Source organism: Desulforhabdus amnigena (genome assembly GCF_027925305.1).
GTDB lineage: Bacteria > Desulfobacterota > Syntrophobacteria > Syntrophobacterales > Syntrophobacteraceae > Desulforhabdus > Desulforhabdus amnigena.
The window spans coordinates 2204901-2222194 of the sequence record NZ_BSDR01000001.1 but is presented as its reverse complement, the minus strand read 5'-3'; the positions used below and the strand labels follow the sequence as shown (position 1 = coordinate 2222194).

At 50.8% G+C, this 17294-nt stretch carries 15 protein-coding genes and 1 tRNA gene; 2 read left to right on the top strand and 14 right to left on the bottom strand.

The annotated features are described in order from the left end of the window. Positions 1-2: 2 nt before the first annotated feature. The 5 genes from QMG16_RS09500 to QMG16_RS09480 form a co-directional block, all read right to left on the bottom strand. A complete protein-coding gene (locus tag QMG16_RS09500; protein WP_281793760.1) occupies positions 3-1310 on the bottom strand; it encodes a hypothetical protein in 1308 nt (435 codons plus the stop codon). Positions 1311-1501: 191 nt separating this feature from the next. After that, entirely contained in the window at positions 1502-2632 is a 1131-nt protein-coding gene (locus QMG16_RS09495; RefSeq protein WP_281793758.1) for a thioredoxin domain-containing protein, read from the bottom strand. 302 nt (positions 2633-2934) lie between these two features. Further along, positions 2935-4392: an FG-GAP repeat domain-containing protein gene (locus QMG16_RS09490; protein WP_281793756.1), complete on the bottom strand. Its 1458-nt coding sequence runs from the start codon at positions 4390-4392 to the stop codon at positions 2935-2937. Between the two features lie 13 nt (positions 4393-4405). Next, positions 4406-5203 (bottom strand): hypothetical protein, encoded by a 798-nt coding sequence (locus tag QMG16_RS09485; RefSeq protein ID WP_281793754.1) that lies wholly within the window; start codon positions 5201-5203, stop codon positions 4406-4408. A 199-nt stretch (positions 5204-5402) separates the two neighbouring features. Continuing rightward, a complete protein-coding gene (locus tag QMG16_RS09480; protein ID WP_281793752.1) occupies positions 5403-6770 on the bottom strand; it encodes a hypothetical protein in 1368 nt (455 codons plus the stop codon). 772 nt (positions 6771-7542) lie between these two features. On the opposite strand from QMG16_RS09480, the gene QMG16_RS09475 reads away from it, so the two are divergent. Further along, a tRNA-Phe gene (locus QMG16_RS09475) sits at positions 7543-7618 on the top strand. A 277-nt stretch (positions 7619-7895) separates the two neighbouring features. Here the strand turns inward: QMG16_RS09475 and QMG16_RS09470 are convergent. Both QMG16_RS09470 and QMG16_RS09465 read right to left on the bottom strand, forming a co-directional pair. Then, entirely contained in the window at positions 7896-8363 is a 468-nt protein-coding gene (locus QMG16_RS09470) for a GreA/GreB family elongation factor (protein WP_281793751.1), read from the bottom strand. A gap of 17 nt (positions 8364-8380) precedes the next feature. Continuing rightward, a complete protein-coding gene (locus tag QMG16_RS09465; protein WP_281793750.1) occupies positions 8381-8935 on the bottom strand; it encodes an NUDIX domain-containing protein in 555 nt (184 codons plus the stop codon). Between the two features lie 235 nt (positions 8936-9170). Between QMG16_RS09465 and QMG16_RS09460 the strand changes: the two genes are divergently transcribed. Then, on the top strand, positions 9171-10127 hold the full coding sequence (locus tag QMG16_RS09460) for an NAD(P)-dependent oxidoreductase (protein WP_373878666.1): 957 nt from the start codon (positions 9171-9173) through the stop codon (positions 10125-10127). Between the two features lie 214 nt (positions 10128-10341). Here the strand turns inward: QMG16_RS09460 and QMG16_RS09455 are convergent, their stop codons facing one another. The 7 genes from QMG16_RS09455 to QMG16_RS09425 form a co-directional block, all read right to left on the bottom strand. Next, the gene (locus QMG16_RS09455; protein ID WP_281793748.1) at positions 10342-10581 is read right to left on the bottom strand and encodes a MoaD/ThiS family protein; all 240 of its coding nucleotides are present in this window, start codon (positions 10579-10581) and stop codon (positions 10342-10344) included. 23 nt (positions 10582-10604) lie between these two features. Continuing rightward, positions 10605-10874, bottom strand: a complete 270-nt coding sequence (gene minE, locus QMG16_RS09450; protein ID WP_281793746.1) for a cell division topological specificity factor MinE — start codon at positions 10872-10874, stop codon at positions 10605-10607. 16 nt (positions 10875-10890) lie between these two features. Beyond that, on the bottom strand, positions 10891-11682 hold the full coding sequence (minD, locus tag QMG16_RS09445) for a septum site-determining protein MinD (protein ID WP_281793744.1): 792 nt from the start codon (positions 11680-11682) through the stop codon (positions 10891-10893). Positions 11683-11963: 281 nt separating this feature from the next. After that, entirely contained in the window at positions 11964-12665 is a 702-nt protein-coding gene (minC, locus tag QMG16_RS09440; RefSeq protein WP_281793742.1) for a septum site-determining protein MinC, read from the bottom strand. 208 nt (positions 12666-12873) lie between these two features. Next, positions 12874-13470, bottom strand: a complete 597-nt coding sequence (locus QMG16_RS09435; RefSeq protein WP_281793741.1) for a 5' nucleotidase, NT5C type — start codon at positions 13468-13470, stop codon at positions 12874-12876. Then, positions 13467-15368 (bottom strand): GNAT family N-acetyltransferase, encoded by a 1902-nt coding sequence (locus QMG16_RS09430; protein ID WP_281793739.1) that lies wholly within the window; start codon positions 15366-15368, stop codon positions 13467-13469. Before QMG16_RS09430 ends, QMG16_RS09435 begins: the two co-directional genes overlap by 4 nt. Before the next feature lie 393 nt (positions 15369-15761). Further along, complete coding sequence (locus QMG16_RS09425; protein WP_281793738.1) at positions 15762-17057, bottom strand: adenylosuccinate synthase; 1296 nt, start codon at positions 17055-17057, stop codon at positions 15762-15764. Positions 17058-17294: the final 237 nt, after the last annotated feature.

The window sequence follows — 17294 nt, the reverse complement described above, 5'->3', positions numbered from 1 at the left end:
ATTTATTGTAGCTGCGAAGAATCGAGCTTATCCGACCAGGCGGATGGCATGGTCAATTGCATGATAAAAGTCTGTTCCTCGCCGACGTTCAAACTCCAATTATCGGTCCAGACGATTCTGGTGCCGTCATTTGAGATGGAGGCTTTGGTTTCCGCCACGTATTCCCCGGGTCCTCGTGAATTGTACAGTTTAGCGAGATAATACGCAGAGGGCTTCTCTCTATCGAGTTTCACCATGGCAATCATCCGATCCAGCCAGTTGTCTTCCTGCACGTCGGGAGGACAGAAAGTCGAGACAACACAATAACCGGGATAGTTGCAAGATATATGGATGGACCGGGTACTCGACGTAAGTTGGATGAGGGGCCTGATACCATTGCCTTCATAATCTCCAAGAGTCTTGACAGGCTTGGAAGTAAAATCGAGGGGAATCAGATCGACATATCCAGTGCAGGTATTTACCATGACAATCACTTCTCTGCCTTTGTCATCGAGCCCAACGTCGGAGTGCCCATGCCTGTTTGTAAGCTTGTAGAATTTTCTGAATTTTTTGTCGGCCATGTTCAAGCCGGACAATATTCTTCCACTTGCCGGGCGCCCAAGAATCAAGACTCTCTTTCCGAGAGGGGACATCCCAACCCAGTCTATGAGTTCCGCTTCCTCTCGAGAGAGCTTGAATACACCTAAAATTTTATTTTTCTGCCGGTCCCATGTGAATATATACCTCAGCCTGCCATCCTCGTTTTGACCCTGCAGACAGAGTGCCCAAAATCTGTTGTTCAAAGAAGCCTCTCCCTCTTTTTTCGTCGTGATGCGAAAGAGATCGGTTTCGGCCCGAATGATGGGAGCGAGGGTCTTGTCCTTGGCAAAATCTTTTACGACTGTTTCCTTGCGTGTTTCAACATCGATCTTGATGATTTTGAAGTCTCGAAGCCCCCAAATGATGTTGGAAAGATTTCGATCCCATCGGAGTTCTGTTGTTTGACTGCTCAAGGTCATCACAAGGTTGGCGGGCCGGTCGCAGGGCAGGGGGGTGGTGCGGTATATCCACCACCTGCCGGTGTTTTGGTAGGTCATAAGGAGCAGGGAATGGTTGGCATTGAAGGGATCGAAACGTGAATATTCATGTCTCAATCCCAGTCTGCGGGTCATTCGGGTGAGCACCGTTCCAAAATAGAGATCGTAGAATGACTTTCCGGGACTTGGAACTTTCTTGTCGATAAGGGGATAGACAGGATTGTCCAAAGAAAGGGGATCGGGTACCTGCTCAAAAGTATAGTCGACAGGATAGTCTAGTGAGTTTGCAGGCAAGGAGAAGCTGCAGGTCAAAAAGAATACAAATATGCAGATGAGCCTCGATCCCATTGTGGTCGGTCCTTTCAGAAAGATATGTTTTTTCATGAATGGGCTTTAAACGGTTTTACTTTCATGAATATGCTTGAGTAACCTTTCGTTTTAAAATGATTTTTGAAGTTGTTTTTTTATATGCATGGGTCATGTCCTCATTTATGCCGGGACAATTCGCGATCGATCAGGTCCTTGAAACGCTCAAAAGAGGGGCCTCCCGGTAACAATTTTCCATTTATGACAAAGGATGGTGTTCTATCAACACCTTGGGCAGCAAATTCTTGCGCCTCCTGCAGAACATTGTTTCGATATTGCCCGCTATCAAGACACGCCGAAAATTTATCCATATCGAGATTGAGCTGTTTTGCCAGATCTTTCAGCTTATCCGTTGTAAGCTCCTGAGTTGTTCCAAAAAGCAAGTCATGATATTCCCAAAACTTTGATTGGTCGGCAGCACAGCGGGATGCCTCCGCAGCTTTCACTGAAACGGGGTTCTGCCCAAGTGGGAAATCTTTGAAGACCCATCTGATCCGACCTTTGAAGGTCTCCATGATCCGCTTCGTGACGCCATAGGTTTGACGGCATGAGGGGCATTGATAATCGGAAAGTTCAATGATAGTGAGAGGTGCGTTGGAGGGGCCTGAAGAGGGGGAGTTTCCCGCTGTTATGTTTACAGAAGGGAGTGGGGGGTCCTGAAGATATATCTCCACCTTATTTCGAGATATCAGGGTTTGTATATATTCATTGATCTTCTGGTAATATTTCTGTTCCTCCAGTGATGTCTTGATCTGTTGTTTCAGTTCTTCCTGTGTTCCCTTCCACTCTTTTAACGATTCCTGATTCTGCGTGTAATATTTTTCAACCTCCTCGTCGCTCACCTGGACGCCTTGCGGAAGGATAACCTCTTTGACAAACTGGTCCAAGGAGATTCCTTTCTTGTCCGCTTCCTTTTGAAGAAGAATCTGGGCGATGGTCTGTTCCAGTTGAGTGCGCTTCAAATTGTAGATTTCTTGTTGCATTCTGTATAGCTGCGATGCAAGAGGCTTTTCGATTTGTTCGGAAGTAATGATTTGTCCATTGACGCTGGCGACGGCATTTTTGCTTTGCCTGGGGGAGGACGTCGCTGCCTGAGTCATTTGTGAAGAGAATGAAAACAGGATTGAAAAGGCGGCAAGTGTCATCAATTTGTAAAGCCGGCGACTGCGCCATTTGTGAAGGCGTCGAAGAAAATATTCGAAGAATGAATGTCCGTTGAATTCGGTTTTGTAAACATTTATAGATGGCATGGTCTTATATATTTTCCCTTGACGGCATCTCTGTGGAATGTTGTCGGGATTGTATCCCGAGTAATTTTCATCTGATGGAATTTGGGAATGACGAGGGGACGGGAAATGAGCCCCGTTCCTCCCCGGTTGTTCGTTTTTATATGAAATGGCAGGTCGGGTTTTCCTGCCCGACACCCAACAGCGTCGGGCAGGGAATTCCGACCTTCTGACGGCGTGCTTTCACCGTATATCTACTGGAACGATACGAAGGGGATGTTTTAAGAGAACAAAGGTCATCGATGAGCGAAAGAGCGGTTTTCCGCTCATTGAGATTTTTGACTCTGTACCCCTTGCGGTGGTTGATTGAACCAAACTTGAACCCTGGTTAATGGCTGTTCCTGTTCAATATTCATATCCTTGTACTGTGCAGCGAATTGTGGGGGAGGTATGGGAACGGTACCGCCGGTGGCAATGGCGAAGTCGAGAAAACCGTCCTTGTTCACGTCGCCGGCTACCATACCCCATGTGACGGAAAGCCCATTGGCTGGCAGATTTGTATTTTTAAGCTCATTGAAGTTGCCTTTACCGTCGCCTTTACAGAGGAAAATGCCGTAAATACTGCCAAGCCCTTTTGTCATGACCCCATTGACGAGGAGATCCAAATGCTTGTCGTTATCGAAGTCCGCAAGAGTGACGCCATAAGCTCCGCCGTTCATATCGGGCAGTATCGTAGGGCCTTGTTGCCATGTTCCATCCGGTTTCTGCAGGTAAAGTACGGGACCATCGACACGGTTCGCGACGACGATATCCTGTAGACCATCTTCATTCACATCTCCCACGGTTATTCCCCAGAAAAGACCTGAAAGGATCGGTTCAGGAAGCCCTTGAGATGTAGAGTGAAAGGAGCCTTTCCCGTCGCCTGTGAAAACCCTTGGTCCGTTGTGGAAGGCGGTGACGACGTCGAGATGGCCGTCGGAGTTCATGTCATGGAGAAGGACTCGACTGGCCCAGCCGTTATTGAGGGGATCGCCAGGGCTGATGTTGTAGACATTTGGAAGTCCGGTCGATTTCTGTTCAATCCATCGCTTGCCGGTACCATCGCCCAAAAAGACGATGAATCCTCCACGGGAAGAGTGGCTGAATACTAAATCCGGAAAACCGTCTTCATTGATATCTCCCACAGCGACATCTTCCGTACCCTTGAATTCGTCCACTTCCTCCGGGTCGATGGATGCATATTGAGGGCTGGAGGGTTGCTCTTTCGATTTGGCGGCTTTGGATCCCTTTTGTTTAGCCTTTGCGGCCTCCTCGATCATGGCGGTCTGAAGGTTTGATGCGGCAACCGTCCATCCCCCTTTGCCGTCGCCGAGGTAGATGAATCCACCGGCGCAGTGATCGGCGACCACGAGGTCTATCTTGCCGTCCTTATTGACATCCGCAAATTCAGTACCGCCTCCGCACGAAATGCTCTTCGTCGTCAATCCTTGAGAATCGTCCTTCCAATTGCCTTTGCCGTCGCCAAGCCAGACACGCGGCCCCTGTTCGAGACGAACCGTTGCGGCGAGATCCAGGAATCCATCGCCGTTTACATCCGCAAGGTCGGGCCAGCACTTCCATTTGCCTTCTTTCGGCAAGCCGGTGCTTGCAGATGAAAAAACCGTGCCGTTCGGCATCGATGCCTCCTGGGCCGGCGCATTGGAGGGTAGCATGATATAAAAAAGAGATGCGAGAGAAAAATAGATAAGCTTTCGATAGAAAAGAAACGGGTTTCCAAAAAACATGCTCTCTCCTTGTTTACTCTTGGTCTTCTCTGCCCGGGATATACCATTCCCCATCGATGTTTACCCACTCCTGGAACTTGGTCTTTTCGGTCGGGGTGAGTTTGGTCAGATTTGGATCGTTGATGCGATAGGTGAATTTGATCATTGTGCGCCCTATTTGGGGATCCTGGGCGTTGACTTGGGCCCAGGCGATTTCATGTGTCAGATACTTCAGAAACATGCGCTTCTGTTGAAACTCGTCAAAGGGCACTTTTTCCCTGAAGGAGGGCATGAAAAAGTTGTAGAGGGCCTGGATGTCCTCTTTTTCCAGGGCATCGTAATAGGCATTGGCCCGCTGGAGCAAAAGCGCTTCCGCGGCGGGAACCCGCTGGCTCGGTGGAAGGGAAGGGTACCTTTCCTGGCTGTACGGATCTACGGGATACCAGGCTTCCCCCTGTTTGATCCAAATCTCCCATGAAGCGCGGTGGGTGACCGGGTAGGTGGGAAATTGTGTGGGGCGTACATCATATTCCGTCCAGATCCAGGCGACATCGCCTGAAATTTCAATATTTCCTATTTGGTAGGAAAGATAAAGATATGGGGCATCTTTCTTCATGAGCGATGCATATTTTTCCTGGTCCTGTGCATTGTGTTCAATATTGGGTAGAAAACCGTATTCCGTATTCCAGTCTTGTTCGACACGCGCCTGCCATAGGCGAATAGCTCGTTGTTTGAGAGCATCCTGTTGTTCGTTCAGGGGGGATGCGTTTGAAGATGTATTGAAGGATAATAATGTCAGGAAAAGGGAAAGGACGATTGCTAGATTCTTCATGAAAACTCCTAAAACATCGGGGCTGAGTTGGGGGCCTTGTGCAAAATGATGTAAAGAGTCCCACCGGAGTTGGGAGCAATAAAACGGGGAGCAGGCCTTTACTTCTCCTGCTCCCCTGAAAACTTCGATCAAAACATGAACCGAAGACCGCCTTCAGCTCTTGCGATGTAGAAGGCTGTGTGACAGACTGCTTTAGCGGCTATTGGTTGGTAGACCAGCGCATATAACCCTTTTGTGCAGAAAGCCCGGTCATGTTGGTTGTACCGGTATAAGCCTGTTCCCACTTATTGTAGAACAGATCTTCAACAACTCCTCCATCGGCATCGGCGGAAATATCGAAGTTCTTGCCGCGGAAATGAGGAACAATGAACTTGTAGGTGACGAGCCCAAGCAGAGGAGTTGCTATGGTATCTTCTGCTTTGGAGCACCACTTGCTGCCGGCAATGCTTCCAGCCTTGGCGTCGACGCGTGCATGGCCGAAGAAAGTGCCCATCTGATCCAGCAAGAAGTTATCGCCCGCCTCGTTCATCTGGAAGGCATCCTGGATCCTGGGATAGCGGAAACCGAAATTTTTGAAGTAGTCGCCAGAGTTGTCTATATTCCGATACTGCCTTCCTGCGTAGGAAGCGGTGTCGGTGAGCGCAGATTCAAACCAGCACTTTATACATGCCCGAGGCATCGAAAGATCCAGTTCGTCAGCATTGAAAACCGAGAATTGAGCGACGGTTTTGGTGGGGACGACGGGATCGCCAGGTGCGTCGGCTTCTCTCATGTCCTGCGTACAGGGCACCAAAACGACTTCGGTCTGGGTACCGAAACGGCCGTTTTCAAGAGAATCAGCCAGGAAGTTGAAGGACAGGTAGCTGGGACAGGCGTCATAAGCGCCGGGCTTGCCGGTAAGATCCAACTGCAGAGGATCGTTCTTATTGGAGCTGACCATGACGGACTTGAGAGGCGCATACGCATTGAAGGCCCATGCGGTGTACATTTCAGAGGTCTTCTTTGCAAAATCGTATATAGTGGCCTGACCATTCAGCTTGTTGTATGCGATGGGCTTGGGGCTTGTTGCGGCGCCCTGAACCACAAAGCATCTGAGCTCACCCTTCCCTACGCTTCCTGATGCCGGGGTAGTCGGGAAAGGATTGATCGTCCCATTGAGCCCGAAGTCCTTCAAAACCGTTCCCTTTTTGGCGGAGAAGGCAATGACCTGATTCTTGGTGAGATTGAAGGTGAAATCCTGAGCTCCACAGCATACCTGCTCATACGCCTTGTAGTAAATGTTCGTGCTGGTACCATCGTAACTCCGGTTGGGATCTTGCTTGGTCACCAACGAAATTTTGGGGTAATGCCAGATACATTGTACCTGTACAGACTCAGGTCCCTCGTTGGAAATGGTGACAACGGTGTCTTTCTCTTGCCATCTGTCATCACTCACATCGATCTTGGGGAAAATCAGCAAGCTTCCATTCTTGGAAGTCGATGCAACGTTTGGCGCCGCTGATACGCAGGTTGCGAAACCTGCAAACAGGAAAACCGCCAGTATAGCGAAAATAGTATACTTTTTCATGAACTTTCCTCCCCTAATACTCTAGACAAATCTACCAGAAATCTTTCTGCCTTTAAGAAACAACAATCCCTTAAATTCGGAACTTAACGGCTTCCCACCCCCTTTCTCGAGAATAGGCACCTCCAGCCCCGGCCTATTCACCAAAATCCACATAACTGTCTCAGAACCGGTACCGACCCTTTTTTGCGGTTCTAAACGGCAGCCTTTTTGACCGAAGACCATTTGGGCTTTTCGTAAGCGGCTCCAGCCTGATTTTTACCATTAGAAAACTATACGAGAAACCAAAGATACTCTTACCTCAATTGTGCAATATAAAACAATCATGTTTTCTTTATTTGTAGAGGACAAGAATTACCTTGTCAAGCGAAAAACGCCCAGCCCTTGATTCCGCTCAATGCGTGCGAAACAATATGACATAATTTTTTCGTTTGTCAATTATATCTGAAGATTCGCAGCAGTTCTTGAGGCGGCTGTGGATTGCAATATATTGAAGATTATGGGCTTTTCATAAAAAGCAGATTCGAATCGATTGGGGTGTTTTTGGGGCAAGTTATTGAAAATAATAATAAAAAAATTATCACAAGAATGCTCTCCTATCCTCTGCCTGTCCAACGTGAGATTCAAAATCACCGCATGACCGCATGAATGTTGATTTTAGGGCCGGTGGCGCTCCAAATCAGTCACTCTCATTGAGTTTTCAATCGCTGACATCTTCTTGCAAAAAAAAAGATTGACACGAGAACATTATTTCTGTAGAAAGCAATCATTCTTTGGCGAGGTAGCTCAGTCGGTAGAGCAGTGGACTGAAAATCCTCGTGTCCTCAGTTCGATTCTGAGCCTCGCCACCAGAAAGATTCAAAGGCCGTGGTTGATCAGCCACGGCCTTTTTTTTGTTTTTTTGCCAAGCAACCGAATTCCCCCTTGAGGGGATTGGCGCCAGGTTAAGCATGAAGTTACTCCATATAGGAAGGCAGCAATTCTCATTTTGGATGGTCCTCATGATGCTGTCGCTTTCAACATCCCTCTTGATCCCCCTTCAAAGGGGGACTTTCCCCCGGGAATTCCCCCCTCGAGGGGGGCAGGGGGTGTAGGTTTTTCAAAATGAGAATTGCTGATAGGAGGGCATCAGATCTGAATGGACAAAATAAAATACACTCGTATTCCAGAAGGCGTAAAAACCGTGACTTCATCCCCTTCCGAACATCCCATGAGACATCTTCCCACGGGGGATTCAATGGAGAGCTTTCCCTCCCTGACATCCGATTCGTAAGGGCCGACCAATTGATACCGGTGGGTTGCCCCCGTATCCATATTCTTTATGACTGTAATCGCTCCGAAGCTTACCCGTTTCGCATGGAACTTTCTTCCTGCAAATACCTCACATCCGCCCAGTTTGCTTTCCAGTTCTTCAATCTTGCGAAGCAGGACAGTGTGCCGCTCTTTTGCCAAAAGGTACTGCTGGTTGTCCGTCTTGACTCCGAAGGCCCTGGCTTCTTGCAAATCTTCCAACACGGTAGGGCGTACGACACGCCGGAGGTGTAAGAGTTCATTTTGAAGGCGGCGGTAGCCACAGCGGGTGATGGGGACTTTCATAATGGGAACCCTGAGCGTTACGCAAAGAAATCTTCCGGGATTTCTCCACGTTCCTGCTTTGCCCGGAAAAGAGAAATGCCTATGACTGTCTTGCCGTCGCTGACGACACCCTCCACAATGAGGTCATGAAGACGATCCAGATCGATGACTTCCAGCCTGGATATCTCGTCCACATCCTGAGTTTCGGAGACATGCTGCAGGCCTGAAGCCGCATAAATTTTTATGACTTCGTTTGAATAGCCGATGGCGGGATGGTAACTGAAAATAGGGAGGAGCCGTTCCGCGTGATATCCGGTTTCTTCCAGGAGTTCCCTTCGCGCGCAGTCCAGGAGATTCTCCCCCGGATCGACCTTCCCTGCCGGAATTTCAAGGGTTTCCCGGGCGATGGCGTAACGCCATTGGCGGACCATCACGATTCTTTGAGAGTCCAGAAACGGGATCACCGCCGCGGCTTCAGGATGGTCGATCTTGATGCGTTCCGTGGTTTTTCCCGTGCGCAATCGAACGGTATCCAACTGAGCGGTGAAGTGATTGGCAAACAGCTTGCTGAGAGTTCTGATCTTTTCTTCCATATGCAATGCACCTGCTTTCTGCTGGGAGCTCGTCCGAAATTCCTGTAACATGACCCTCGTTTCCGTTCCCGGAGAATAAAACATTTTTCCACTTTTGGATCAAGCGGGATTGTGTGGTAATCTTCTTTCAGGAATTCGCACTTTGAAAAACGTACACATGCCCCAACACAGTTGCTCTAGGGAGGGTTTATAAAAACGGTAGCGCCGCCTTCATGGCGGCGAGAAGAAAGAATGTTTGTGTATTCAAATCTCATCCAAGCGCCGCCAAGGCGGCGCTACTGAAAAATCATCCAGGAAGGAGTATGAAAGCATGAAACAAAGAATCGGCTTTATGGGACTCGGCATCATGGGAGTGCCGATGGCTGCAAATGTGATCAAGGCGGGTTATCCTCTTACGGTATACAACCGAACGGCAGGAAAGGATGCTGAGTTGAAAAAGTTGGGCGCGGCGGTTTCTCCGACACCCAAAGCTCTGGCGGAAGCGTCCGATGTGATCATTGCAATGGTTACGGGACCCGAGGCCCTGGACAATCTCCTGTGGGGCCCTGAGGGCGCCGCACAGAGCCTGAGCGAGAAAAAGACATTCATCAACATGAGTTCCGTTTCTCCCATGTTCACGCGTGAGTTGGCAGGAAAGCTTGCGGAGACGGGAGTCGTTTTCATCGATGCTCCTGTTTCCGGGTCCAAAAAACCAGCGGAGGATGCGACGCTTCTGATCCTGGCCGGCGGCCCCGAAAAGGAAATCGAGGCTCTCACCCCGCTTTTGAAAACCATGGGGAAAGGTGTCATCTATTGCGGGGAAGCTGGCCAGGGTTCCATGATGAAGATGATGAACAATCTTTTGCTCGGAATCATGATGGAGGGGCTTTCGGAAGCCGTAAATTTCGGGAAATGTGGCGGCCTCACCATGGATTCCATGCTGGAAGTGATTCTCACGGGGCCGCTCGCCTCGCCCATATTCAAGATGAAGGCGGATATGCTCCAATCAAACGAGTTTCCAGTCAATTTCCCCTTGAAACACATGACGAAGGACCTCAAATTTGTCGTGGATACCGCCTACGACCTCGGAGCGCCCGTTCCGGCCGGGCATGCCCTGCTCCAGGTTTTTCGCCTGGGAGTGGGCCAGAAGTGGGGAGACCTCGATGTCGCCGCGGTATTCAAGGCGGTGCAATATATGAACGAATCGAAATGAGATCGGGTGTGTGAACGAGGGAGAGAAGAGGTGCATTTCGTCCCTCCAGGAAGGGGATGACTCTCTCTCTCGATTTTTTTGGGGGGAGAAAGCCATGTAGAAATTGCATGGGATGATCATGGAATGACTTCCGTGGTCGGAAGGAGGGGGGCGTGTAGATCCTTATCCAATGCAATGGGTCCTTGCAACGGCATCCAGGATAATGGAGAAGGGGCTATCCGCCCCCAACCGGCGGAAAAAGCGCAACACGCTCATCCCCTTTCAAGACCGTCTCCCATTTGCATCCAATGCCGTCCACCATGATGAGTTTGACCTCGTCTTCGGGAATTCCCAGTTGCCGGGCCACATCCCGCACGGTTGCCCCGGGCGGAACCTCCATTTCGTGCCCTACCGCGCCGTCGTAGCCGGGGACATGTTTTCTGAGTGTTGCAGCGAGCAGAACTTTCAATGCCATTGCTTCACCTCTTGGAGACGAACTCAGGCGAAATCCCCCCGGCGATAGACGCGTTTTATGATCACGTTGGACACCAGCGCCGTGTATTCCTTGCCTTGTTCCAGATCTACCTTTATGGTTTGGTCATCGATTTCCATATACCGGGAAAGCACCATCAGAATATCGTTTTTTAGAGACTCCATGACGTCCGGGGTCAAGTCCAGCCGGTCGTGCATCAAGACGACCTGCATCCGCTTCCTGGCCACCTGACCGCTGGCCTTTTCTCCGAAAAACCGGCGTATTGCCTTCAGCATGACATCCTCCTCCTCTTCAGCTCCAGATGAACCGCTTCATGCGCCCCAAAAAGGTACCGTTGTTGCCCTCCTCGAGGGGGACATTGTCACCCTGCAGTCGGGCGGCTATTTTCTGAAAGGCGAGCCCGGCCTTGCTTCCCCTTTCATGCACGAGAGGCACTCCCCGGTTGGTGGATATCACGACCTCTTCGCTTTCAGGGACGATACCGAGCAGAGGAACGGCTAGAAGAGAGACGATATCTTCCGTGGACATCATGTCACCCTTTTTCACCATGCGCTGGTTCAATCGATTGACGATGAGATGAATGTCTTTCAAGAGACTCGCTTCCAGGAGACCGATCACACGGTCTGCGTCCCGGATGGCGGAGACTTCCGGGGTGGTTACGACAAGGGCGGCTTGAGCTCCAGCGATGGCATTCCGGAATCCCTGTTCGATACCGGCCGGGCAGTCGATGAAGACAAAATCGAATTCCTCCGCCAGTTCGGTGCACAATTTTTTCATCTGTTCCGGCTCGACGGCATCCTTGTCCCGAGTCTGAGCTGAGGGGATGATGTACAGGTTGTTCAACTTGCGATCCCGGATCATGGCCTGTTCTTTGCGGCATCTGCCTTCGATGATATCGACCAGATTGTATACGATTCGATTTTCAACCCCCATGACCACATCCAAATTGCGCAAACCGATATCCCCGTCGATCAGAACAACACTGTGTTTTTTCTTTGCAAGCGTTGTTCCAATGTTGGCCACGGTGGTCGTTTTCCCAACGCCGCCCTTGCCAGAAGTTACAACAATGACTTTACCGGCCATGACTTATCCCGTCCATATTTTGAGTTGAAGTTTCAAGATGGAAGCAGGTACTAAAAAGAACGACAGGAGCAGAACCCCGTATCCGCTCCTCCCATGTTGCCACCCGCATCCGTAAAATCTATATTCCGAGGTCCGATGCTCTCTCACATTTTGGAGCCTAACCTATAACCCTCCTCGGCAGCGGACACCCCCCCCTTCAATTTCCCCCTCGAGGGGGGAACTAGGGGGTGTTCCAAAGTCCATAGGAAGTTTCCGGATAGGCTCCAAGCACTCAAGACCCATCAGACAGTAATGACTCCGATGGATTCTCCCTGAATCTCGGCGATTTCGTACCGCTTGGGAACGGGCTTGTTGCCCCGGGGAGGAACAGCCACCAGGTCCGCGATGCGCAGTTGGTTCGGTTCGATGCTGAGGGCCCAAATGCGCGCCGAACGGTCTCCGGCGGCTCCTGCATGGGCAAGCCCTCTCAAGTTGCCGAATACCACGATATCCCCCACGGCAACGATTTCCGCTCCAGGGTTCACATCCCCGAGAACGAGGCAATCGGAGGGCGATACGATACGGGCCCCCGATCTGCAGGTGCTGCGGACGATTACAGGCGAGGGCTCCTGCCTGTTTGAGCTCTCTTTTTTCACAGAAACCGGCGGTCGCGATGGGGGGCGATCGACCAAGAGTTCAAGGGAATCACTCAGCCTTACAGATGAAAGCTTTACCCTGGACTTTTCTTCCAGTAAATGCTGCAACGCCAGGATTTCATCTGTGCGAAGAGGTTTTTCACGTACATCCAAGACCATGTCGGAGTATTGGAAAAAATCGTGCGATTCTTCCAGGCGGTGCTCCATATAGGTCATGATGGATTCAAAGGAGGCCTTTGCAGAGGGCACCAACATGAAACCATTGCGATCGGCCTTGATCTGTACCGGGATGGGTTCGTTCGATTGCCTGTCCGTTTCTTTGGTTTCAGGAATTGGGTCGGATTTCATCTAAGCATTCCAAAATGTTCACGATGCAGGACCCTCTGAAGCCGAAGGCTTCAAAATTCTCTTCTATGGGAATTTCATCTCCGGTCCGCATGGATTTTTATTCATGCCAAACAAAAGGGTATAGCACAAGTCTTTGGTACTTCAAGATTTCTCAGAGACACACGATTCATTCCGTGTAACTCCAAATACTTTATCGTAACCCCTCGTTCTAAGGCAAGACCCATTCGGACAATTGGGACCAGCTTTGCACCCGAGGAAACGACTCCGCCTGTGGCGTGCGGTTCCATGGTTGATCGAAAAGAAGAGGCTGAACGCCCCCCTGAGCCAGAAGCTTGCAGGTTTCGAGGCGGTCTTCCACAAAGAATTTGATATCCATGTTCTTCAAGATTTGCAATTTGCTTTCCGGCGCTCCCGTAGCGATCACCTCTATCCGGTCGAAGGGCACATCCGGCAGGGTGGCATGCAGCCACTGTGTGATGGATTCGGGCCAGATACGCGCCGTGACAAACCGCAAAGGTCCGTGCCGGGCCAGTTCGTTCAAAACTTTCGGCGCTCCGGGCACGGGGGGAGTCTGCAGCGTGTGTTCGTCGTCCAGGGTAAGGCAGATCAAATCGTTCACTATCCCGGAATCCAGATTCAGACATCGATGCAGATCATAACATGCGATGTGATCCTTGGTGAGATGAACCAGCCCGTAACGCTCCCTCGCCAGGGTTACGAACATGGCCATGGTGTCCGCGACGACGCCGTCGATGTCAAACGCCAGGTCCGCAGGGGAAATCTCCTTTTTTACATGCATCATCATTGGCAATCCGTAATACAAACTTGAGAGGGTTCATCGAACCGGAATGCAATTTCATAAATGCCGTCTTCAAGATGAGTGTGTACAACATAACCCACTTTATGGAAGACGGCGAGCATCTTTCTGTTGGAAGCGAGCACGTAGGCCGTCAGGCCGCTGATGCCTTTGCTCTTTGCAATTTCGCAGAGATAGTGCAGCAGGAAGGTGCCGATGCCCTTTCTTTGCCAATCGGCTCGAACGGCAAAATCCACCTCCGCCATATTCGTCTTCTGGTCCAAAATATATCTTCCCAGTGCGATGACGGTTTCATTGCCGATCTCCCCGGTGACTCCAACGATGGCCATCTCGTGCTCATAGTCGATATTGACCATGCTCTGCGTGTTTCGATGGGGAAAGACCTTCATGGCCGAGAGAAAACGGTAGTAAATATCCTGATCGGGCAGGGAATAGAAGAATTCCTGAACGAGCCGCTCGTCGGTAGGCTTGATGGGCCGGAAGAAAATACGAACATCACCCGGAAAGATCTGGTGCGTTTCCCACTGGCCGGGGTAGAGGGGTTCGTAGATGGGCGGAAGGATCTGATCCTGATAGACATAGCGGAGGTCTTTGGCCTCGGAGAGCAGGCGTTCCCGAAATTTGGGATGTGCAATGTTGATGAGGGCCAGGGCCCGTTCCCGTATGGTCTTCCCGTGCAAATAAGCAATGCCGAATTCGGTCACGACATAACGGACGGTGCTTCTTGAGCTCACAACTCCCGCTCCATCAGTGAGGTGGCTGACGATGCGGCTTCTTCGTCCATCGGAACTGGTAGAGGGCAGAACAATAATGGTTTTTCCCTTGTAAGAGCGCGACGCACCGTGCATGAAATCCACATATCCGCCGATGCCGCTGAAAACCCTGTGCCCGATGGAATCGGCGCAAATCTGGCCGCTGAGATCGATTTCCAGGGCGGAATTGATGGCCACCATCTGGTCGTTTTGGCTGATGAGGCGCCTGTCGTTCACATATTCGATGGGATACACCTCCACTTCCGGGTTATTGTGCACGAAGTCGTAGAGTTCCCTGCCCCCCACACAGGAACTGGTGATGATCTTTCCGTGATGCACATTCTTTTTACGCCCCGTGATGACCCCCTTTCGCACCAGGTAGAGGTGTGCGTCCGTAAGGATTTCGGAATGGATGCCCAAATCTTTTTTGTTGTCGAGGTATCTCAAAACGGAGCCGGCAATCCGCCCGATGCCCACCTGGATGGTGGAACCATCCTCCACCAGGTGGGAAACGTATTTTGCAATCCGTTCGGCCACCGCGCTGCGTTCCCGGTATGTGACCTCCAAGAGAGGCTCTTCGTACTCCACGAAACGATGCATTTGGGTGACATGGACAAAGGTGTCGCCAAAGGTACGCGGCATGCGAGGATTGACCTGAGCGATAATGATCTTTCCCATCTCGATGGCCGCCTTGGCGACATCCACGGCGATACCCAGGGAACAGAACCCGTGTTTGTCGGGAGGGGATATCTGAATGAGACAAACGTCCAGTCCCCAGGAGCCTTCATCGCGAAAGAGGCCCGGAATGGACGAGAAATAAATGGGAATATAATCGACAAGGCCGAGGTTGACGGCTTTCCGCGTACGTGGACCCACGAAAAATGTCTTGAGCCGGCAATGTTTGTGGAGCTCGCTCCAGTCTTCGGGAAGGGTTCCCACAGAAAGGTTCTGTACGAGCTCCAGGTCCCGGTATCGAGGTATGATTTTGAGCAATGAACGCACCAGGTGCTGCGGCTCCCCGCATCCGCACCCTATGAAGATCCGGTTTCCATCCTGAATGTTGGATTGAAGCACCTCTTCCGCGCCACCGAGCCGCTCTTGGTAATAAGATTTCCATCGCCCGTCAAAAATCATTTCTGCCCGCGATCCTCATTTTGTTGGAGTGTGTTCTGGAACATAGGGTCATCGCACATTTCATGCAACAAGCAGCCCATCTTTCCGCACAGGCCATGCTTGTACTGAATTTACCGGATGAATCCATGAGACGGAAATCCAAGAAAATTACGACGAATGATTGGGACTTGCAACTGAAATTGCGAGGACAGAAAAATGAAACTGCAGTGCCCCCCATGAACGGAGCGGTCACGACGAGGGATGAAAATAGGTGAATGGATCGGTCTATTCACCCATTCACCTACTCACCGTATTTCATATAAATCCGTCGAAGTTCATCGGGTGTCCGCCGGTTCAACCCGCGGGACCCGTTGGTGAAACAAATCCCGCGAAGGTGAAGCGCTTTTCCGAATATTATTCATCGTACGGGTGACGCAGGAGAATGGTTTCATCCCGTCCGGGCCCGACAGAGACTATGGACAAGGGAATTCCCGACATCTCCTCGACGGCGCGCAAATATCGTTGCGTATTCTTGGGAAGATCCTCGAATTTTCTGATTTGCCGCAAGTCCTCTTCCCAGCCGGGAAATTCCTCGCAAATGGGTTCACAGGCTTCCAGGGCGTTCAATTCAGGAGGAACTTCGTGCAACCGTTCTTGCCCGCATTGGTAAGCCACCGCGATCTTGAGCTTGGGTATTCCCGTCAAAACATCCAGTTTGGTGATCACCAGTCCCGCCAATCCGTTCAATCTTGCGGAAGTTTTGAGCACGACCATATCCAGCCAGCCACAGCGCCGCGGTCGTCCTGTCGTGGCGCCGAACTCACCGCCCACGGATCGAATGCGTTCCCCCGTTTCATCCAGGAGTTCGGTCGGGAAAGGTCCCCCACCCACACGGGTAGTGTAGGCTTTGACGATTCCGAGAACCTTGTCGATTTTGGTCGGACCGATCCCGGTTCCACAGCAGGCATTGCCCGCCACTGTATTTGATGATGTAACATAAGGATAGGTGCCGTGATCGATATCCAGGTGTGTCCCCTGAGCCCCTTCAAACAGGATATTCCGAGCCTTTCCGCAGACATGGTGAAGATAGCTGGAAACATCTCCGGCAAAAGGAGCCAGCTTTTCACCGTAAACCAGGTATTCCTCCTGGATAGCCGCCGGGTCGAGAGGTTTTTCTGCAAAAAAGTTCTGAAGCATGAAATTCTTCTCTTCCAGGCTCCGCTCGAGTTTTTCCCTCAATGCCTTTGCATCGAAGAGATCATGGATGCGGATTCCCGTACGGCAGACTTTGTCCTCGTAGCAGGGGCCGATTCCACGTCCGGTGGTCCCGATTTTGACTGTTCCCTTTCTGTTTTCTCTGGCCAGATCGAGAGCACGGTGATAGGGCATGATCACATGGGCATGGCGGCTGATCATGAGATTGCTGGATGTTATAGGAACTCCACAGGCATTCAAACGGTCTATTTCCTGAAGGAGTATGGCGGGGTCAAGGACCACTCCATTTCCAATCAGGCACATCTTGCCGGAGTGAAGAATCCCTGAAGGAATGAGATGAAAAACAAACTTTTTTCCATTGACGACAAGCGTATGTCCGGCATTGTTGCCACCCTGAAAACGAACGACACAGTCGGCCCTTTCTGTGAGTAGATCGACGATCTTGCCCTTTCCTTCATCTCCCCACTGGGTCCCGATAACAACCACGTTGGCCATGATATTTTCTTTCTCCCGCTTCGGAACGAGTAGAACTTCTTTCTACGATTCCAGTTACAATTGTCAGCATTGCACAAACAGCCCGAATAATCGCCCGCTTGCCCCCCGCCCGTGGAGTCTTTCAGAACTGCAGATCCACCGCGAATGGGGGAGATCCACATTGGATAGACAGCCCATATTGTCTCATGTCTACTGTGAAAAACAGCACATTCCTACGTGTAATTAAAAAAGGTGTTC